We start from the raw sequence: 4,880 nt of genomic DNA on the forward strand, positions 1-4,880 counted from the left end.
GGTCAGTTTCAGGCAGGAATCGGTTGTTTATTGGGACGAATGGGTTGCTTTGTGAGCAGCTAATAAGATTGAGGAAAATCCACTTTCCTATTACCTAGACGAGAGTTTTTGCGGCGTGGAGCCGACGCCAGAACTCAATCATTACACTACTACCTGCGTCCTCCTCTCTCCTCAGCCCTCCTCAATAAGCTGTCAGCAATCTCAGAGCGTTCCCTACGTTCACTGCGCCCTCCGCCACTCAGCGCAGCTGCGCCGATTTCTGCCGTTCAATCACCACCTCGGCCGCGCCGCACGGCCCACCCAGTCGATTCCTGGCTCTGAAGCAGAACCTATTCTCGCCGAATGCGAGCGACCGAGTGATATCCCTGTCACACACTTCCCACTGGCCATCGTTTTGTCGGCACTCATACTGATCGAACAGCATCACTGAATCGGACAGGATGATTCGGATGCGATTGTCGATGAGCTTGGCTTCAAAACACACCTGGTTCATCTTTGGGTACAGGTAGTCCTCAGTCGTGTGGCGCCCAAACAGCCCCCGGTGCTTGCCCTGGAACAACAGGTGGGGGTTCTCGCTAATCTCTTCGACCTCCCCGAGGTAGTCCCAGTGACTGAAGAAGTCCTGATTCCTGTAGATCCAGATCGCTCGGAAGTGTTCGAGCCAAGCGCTCATGTCATTTCTGACTGATGATGCCGTCAGGGCAATCAGCTCGGCGTCATTTCCGGCCAAGACGTGTTCCCGGATTTCGTGCGCGTTTAGAGTCTTCCCCTCGTGTTTCCAATGGCAGTTGTTCTGGGGATCGAGGAGTATCCACTTCTGCAACGAGTCGCTCCAGACTTCTGTCGCCCAATGCCCTTTCCCGTACCCGTAGTGGTAGTTCTCCTTCATGAGGGCAAGAACTCTCGCGGGTTGCGCGTTCGCCTGAAGCACTGACGCGAGGAGGATGGCATACTCTCGACAGGTGAATCCCGTGTCGTGTGTGGCCTGCCTGAGGATTGTCAGTGGATTGCTGTCAGTGGGGGAGTTTGAAGGGTCGTGCGGGAAAAGCTGGTGCGCCCATTCGAGCCAGTAGATGAGTCTTCTCATCTCGTCGACCGACGGAGGTTCCGGCAATTCCAACCGAAGCGCCTCCAAGCTGACCGGAGAGCTGAAGTTCATCCATTTCGAAGCGTCGAGCGCATCGCTGTCCCACCTGATGACCTTGAGGGGATGAGCATTTCGATCAACCAAGGCGCGCAGCTCCTTGAACTCCTCCGTATCTCTCAGCTTCTTATTCCTCCACGGCGTCTCAGCAAGTTGGTCCACTTTCTCCAGATCCGAATAACCGGCTTGCGCCGCTTCGGTCAAAAGCTCCAGGCCGTCCTGAATATCGCCGCAAAGAACCGACATGTACCCTGCGGCGGCCTGCGCATAGGCGCAATTCTCCCGGTCTTGGGAGATCGAGTAGAGGCTCGCAGCTTCCAGAAATAGCGCTCTGGCAGCCTGGATATTGCCTTCGGTAACGAGCAAGCGCGCCCGCCTGAAACAGAGCTTAGCAGCCTTATGTTCTTCAGTCATGTTTGGTGCTCCTCGCCCCGAGGAAACCTTGTTTTCGCTGCTGGGGCAAACGGTTGAACTCACGTGTCAGCCGACAACCGGCGAGAAGGCTGGCGCTTGGGGAATTCGGGTTTCATTCCCGAGTATCGAGTCCATCCTGTTACTCGTCGTCTTCATCCCCATTCCGCATATTCTCAAGAAGAATAAGGTACGCTATCTGCTGTCTGGGATAGCTGCAGTACATATCCATGTTCACATCTGACCAGTTTCTCCGAAGAACTGCCATGGGAAGAAGAAAATCAATCCCGGCATCGAGAAGCTTTCGAAGGCTATGACTTACGTTTGATTGACTCAGCCCAAGAACGGTAGATATTTCGCTTACATTAAGCGGCCCCCGCAGAAGAATGCGGACCATTCTCAATCTGCTGGAATTCGCCAGAGCGTCAAACATGTTTTTCATAGATATGATTATATGATAATATTTTCATATCGTCAATCAGCATTAACCTTCCAGGGGATTGAAAAACTCTTTGCCGGTCTTGTTTTCAAAATGCTTCTCAAAGAGGACATGATCTCAAAAGAACTGATGTAAAACATGCGTTCCTGGAAGCACAGCGGCTTCAGCGTTCATTCTGGAAGCCCTGTCAAGGCTGAAGATGAAGATCCCAGACCTCCGGAATCTCTGTAGTCACAATACTCCTCGAGTGGAACATGTACTGTTGTGTGACCATCATTGAGCAAAGCAACTAACGAGGCTACTTCCCTAAGGAAGATCGCGAGGTCTGAGGAATACCCACCGGGAGGGTAACGTCAAAGTGTGACCGACAAGAGAGGTGTGCGTCAAGCACGCGTCTTTAAGGTTTGTAAGCTTGACGAGCTACGGAGCTATGACCACAACACTGATACATTCTATCGTGAGTCTCGGGTTATCCGGGTCTATGCAGTTATAGGTATTGATAGAAAGGAGGACCGTGTTCCCCTCGCGCAGATCCGTGAAAGCGCAGAAGAAGGCCGGATACATGAGCAGCGGCTCCTCTTCCAGATCAAAAAGCCTCCACGCACTACTGGAAATTGTGTTTATCTGCTCGTCCGTTAACGTCACATACACGGCGCTGGACTCCCCATACGGCGCATCTTTCACTGCCTCAAACTGGATTCTGGTCAGGGTGATCGTGATAGTAGGGATATCATCGGTCTCAGACCTACTCTGGGCCAGGGCGGGGATTGTAAGAACCGCCAGTAGGATCGAAACTATTATCACTGCCGTTTTGCCCCTCATCTTCTGTACCTCCTATAGATGTAAAAACTAATTTACGCCAGTATATACGTTTTAGCGACCTTTATCAAACGCCGCTCCGGTTGGGACCGTCATGTTCAGATCGAAAGGTAATCCTCTGGGCGCATAATAATAGGACAATGGATTTTCCTCAATCCCATTTTCTGCACACGAAGCAGCCCATTCGTCCCAGCATACCTCCGATTTCTGCCTGAAACCGAGCATACTGCCCGAAACAAGCCTGGTCAAACATGTCTTCCCGCAGACTTTCTTGAAAAGATTTGCCCACAGCTGCCTTCTGCGGAGTGAGCATACTGTACGATCCTGTATGCAAGATGCGGATCTCTCCCCGGTTGCTTCTGTCGGTAAAGGGATTGAAATGTTACAGGTGGTAAATCCAGCTGCTGTTTATTGGTTCATCCTCAGCCATATGATTGCCCCTGAATAATGTTAATATGTTTGACCTGATCCCAAACCTTTGTCCCCCAGACCACGAAGCCCCCTCATCAGAGCCGGGGCAGGTCAGTGGGATTAAGCGACGCGTCCTCACCCACGCCATCGAGCTCAATATCTGGTCCCTCATCTTCAGCCAGATCGATAGAGCTGATATCGAGGAAGCACGGGATACTGAAATGTGAAGCATAAGGTGGATTATCCGGGTTTGTTTGGCGGGGTTTCGACACGGTATCGACCAACTACAACAACCCGCGCAAAGGTTCGGCTGTACTTCTTTCCGAAGACGATTATGATAATCTTATTGAGACACTCGACTTACTCTCAATTCCTGGCTTCAAGGAGAGTATCAAACAATCAACTGATCAGATTGAGAATGGAGAGACTGTTTCTTTTGATGCTCTTTTCAAGCACGACTAAATGAAGAAGTATGAAATCCGTTTCACGAAGGAAGCCATTAAGAACATCAGGAGGCTCAACGATCGTGAGACTGGTAAACTTCAGGATATTCTTCTGAAGCAGGTTGCGCAGAATCCCAAGTCAGGTAAGAGACTAGTTGGGGATTTGAAGGGATATTTCTCAATCTGTTTATCCTACAGGAATCGTATTGTATACTCTATTGATGATGAAAAAAACATTATCTATGTGCATCGAGCAGGAACACACTATGGGGATTAGTAGTTTATCTGAGCTTCAAACTGGTTTATTGTGACCGATCAAAGCATTACAATTAAAGATTAACCAGAGAAACATTCACCATCTCGTGGGTCTGTTCTTCGCTGTAGTCCAGCTGCTCCATAGCACCGGAATGGCATACTGTGGAATAGCTTCCGCATCCCTTGCACAGAGCCGTGTTGATCGAGCAGACCTGTCTGCCGTTCTTCCATATCAGGCTCGGGGCGCTGTAGAGACACACGGAAACGCATATTCCGCATCCTATGCAGACGTCATCGTCCAGGCTGGCGATATTGGCCACTGACAGATACTTGTCAGAACTGATTATGATGCATGCCCGTTCGGCAGCAGCCTTGGCCTGGGAAACGGTCTCGTCCATATTCTTTGGTGAATGAGCTAATCCTGCCAGGAATATTCCCTCGGCGGAGAAATCCACCGGTCTGAGCTTATCGTGGGTTTCCATGAAGAATCTGTCTTCGTTGAGCGGTATCTTGAGCATCTGCGAGAGTCTTTCTACGTCTTTCTGGGGCTCCATGGCCGCCGCGAGAATGACTCTGTCAGGAGAAATCTCGATCTCAGTATCAAGAACGTGGTCACTGACGGTGACAGCGATCTTCTATTTATCATCATCTTTGACGTATTTGACAGCCGGCTTTTTGTCATCTTCGTATCTGATGAATATTACGCCCAGATTTCTGGCCTGCTGGTAGTACTTCTCGTTGAAACCGTAGGTTCTGATATCACGGTAGAGGATGATGATGTGCCAGAGATAGAGGTTGGATAAGTTTTAAGCGATCGGGCTTCAGCGGGTGTAGTGTGCCCTGATGCGGTGTTTCCAGTGAAAATCTGCGGGAAGGTATGTTTGACTGGTGGTATTTTGGGCAGTATGGTCAGTTTCAGGTACAGATATTGAGATATTTGAGAAATTGGGAGAAGGAA

Annotated in this window: 8 protein-coding genes; 2 read left to right on the plus strand and 6 right to left on the minus strand. The window is 50.1% G+C overall.

Annotated elements, in window-relative coordinates:
- Positions 1-238: 238 nt before the first annotated feature.
- The 5 genes from K8S15_10115 to K8S15_10135 all read right to left on the minus strand — a co-directional run bounded on the left by K8S15_10115 (position 239) and on the right by K8S15_10135 (position 3,508).
- On the minus strand, positions 239-1,558 hold the full coding sequence (locus K8S15_10115) for a transglutaminase-like domain-containing protein (GenBank protein ID MCD4776389.1): 1,320 nt from the start codon (positions 1,556-1,558) through the stop codon (positions 239-241).
- Positions 1,559-1,697: 139 nt separating this feature from the next.
- Positions 1,698-1,997 (minus strand): ArsR family transcriptional regulator, encoded by a 300-nt coding sequence (locus K8S15_10120; GenBank protein MCD4776390.1) that lies wholly within the window; start codon positions 1,995-1,997, stop codon positions 1,698-1,700.
- Positions 1,998-2,414: 417 nt separating this feature from the next.
- Positions 2,415-2,816, minus strand: a complete 402-nt coding sequence (locus K8S15_10125; GenBank protein MCD4776391.1) for a hypothetical protein — start codon at positions 2,814-2,816, stop codon at positions 2,415-2,417.
- A gap of 51 nt (positions 2,817-2,867) precedes the next feature.
- The gene (locus tag K8S15_10130; protein MCD4776392.1) at positions 2,868-3,062 is read right to left on the minus strand and encodes a hypothetical protein; all 195 of its coding nucleotides are present in this window, start codon (positions 3,060-3,062) and stop codon (positions 2,868-2,870) included.
- A 257-nt stretch (positions 3,063-3,319) separates the two neighbouring features.
- Positions 3,320-3,508 carry a hypothetical protein gene (locus tag K8S15_10135; GenBank protein ID MCD4776393.1) on the minus strand — a complete coding sequence of 63 codons (189 nt, stop codon included), beginning with the start codon at positions 3,506-3,508 and terminating at the stop codon, positions 3,320-3,322.
- A gap of 178 nt (positions 3,509-3,686) precedes the next feature.
- On the opposite strand from K8S15_10135, the gene K8S15_10140 reads away from it, so the two are divergent.
- The gene (locus K8S15_10140; GenBank protein MCD4776394.1) at positions 3,687-3,944 is read left to right on the plus strand and encodes a type II toxin-antitoxin system RelE/ParE family toxin; all 258 of its coding nucleotides are present in this window, start codon (positions 3,687-3,689) and stop codon (positions 3,942-3,944) included.
- A 52-nt stretch (positions 3,945-3,996) separates the two neighbouring features.
- Here the strand turns inward: K8S15_10140 and K8S15_10145 are convergent, their stop codons facing one another.
- Positions 3,997-4,404, minus strand: coding sequence for a hypothetical protein (locus K8S15_10145; GenBank protein ID MCD4776395.1), 408 nt, complete (start codon positions 4,402-4,404; stop codon positions 3,997-3,999).
- On the opposite strand from K8S15_10145, the gene K8S15_10150 reads away from it, so the two are divergent.
- The gene (locus K8S15_10150) at positions 4,393-4,725 is read left to right on the plus strand and encodes a hypothetical protein (protein MCD4776396.1); all 333 of its coding nucleotides are present in this window, start codon (positions 4,393-4,395) and stop codon (positions 4,723-4,725) included. The two genes, K8S15_10145 and K8S15_10150, sit on opposite strands and share 12 nt — an antisense overlap.
- Positions 4,726-4,880 lie beyond the last annotated feature (155 nt).

The organism is Candidatus Aegiribacteria sp. (assembly GCA_021108005.1).
In the GTDB taxonomy this organism is placed as follows: domain Bacteria; phylum Fermentibacterota; class Fermentibacteria; order Fermentibacterales; family JCC-6; genus Aegiribacteria.

Coding starts and splice junctions, on each gene's coding strand:
- K8S15_10115 (MCD4776389.1), bottom strand. CDS start 1,558: ATGACTGAAGAACATAAGGCTGCTAAGCTCTGTTTCAGGCGGGCGCGC.
- K8S15_10125 (MCD4776391.1), bottom strand. CDS start 2,816: ATGAGGGGCAAAACGGCAGTGATAATAGTTTCGATCCTACTGGCGGTT.
- K8S15_10120 (MCD4776390.1), bottom strand. CDS start 1,997: ATGAAAAACATGTTTGACGCTCTGGCGAATTCCAGCAGATTGAGAATG.
- K8S15_10145 (MCD4776395.1), bottom strand. CDS start 4,404: ATGGAAACCCACGATAAGCTCAGACCGGTGGATTTCTCCGCCGAGGGA.
- K8S15_10140 (MCD4776394.1), top strand. CDS start 3,687: ATGAAGAAGTATGAAATCCGTTTCACGAAGGAAGCCATTAAGAACATC.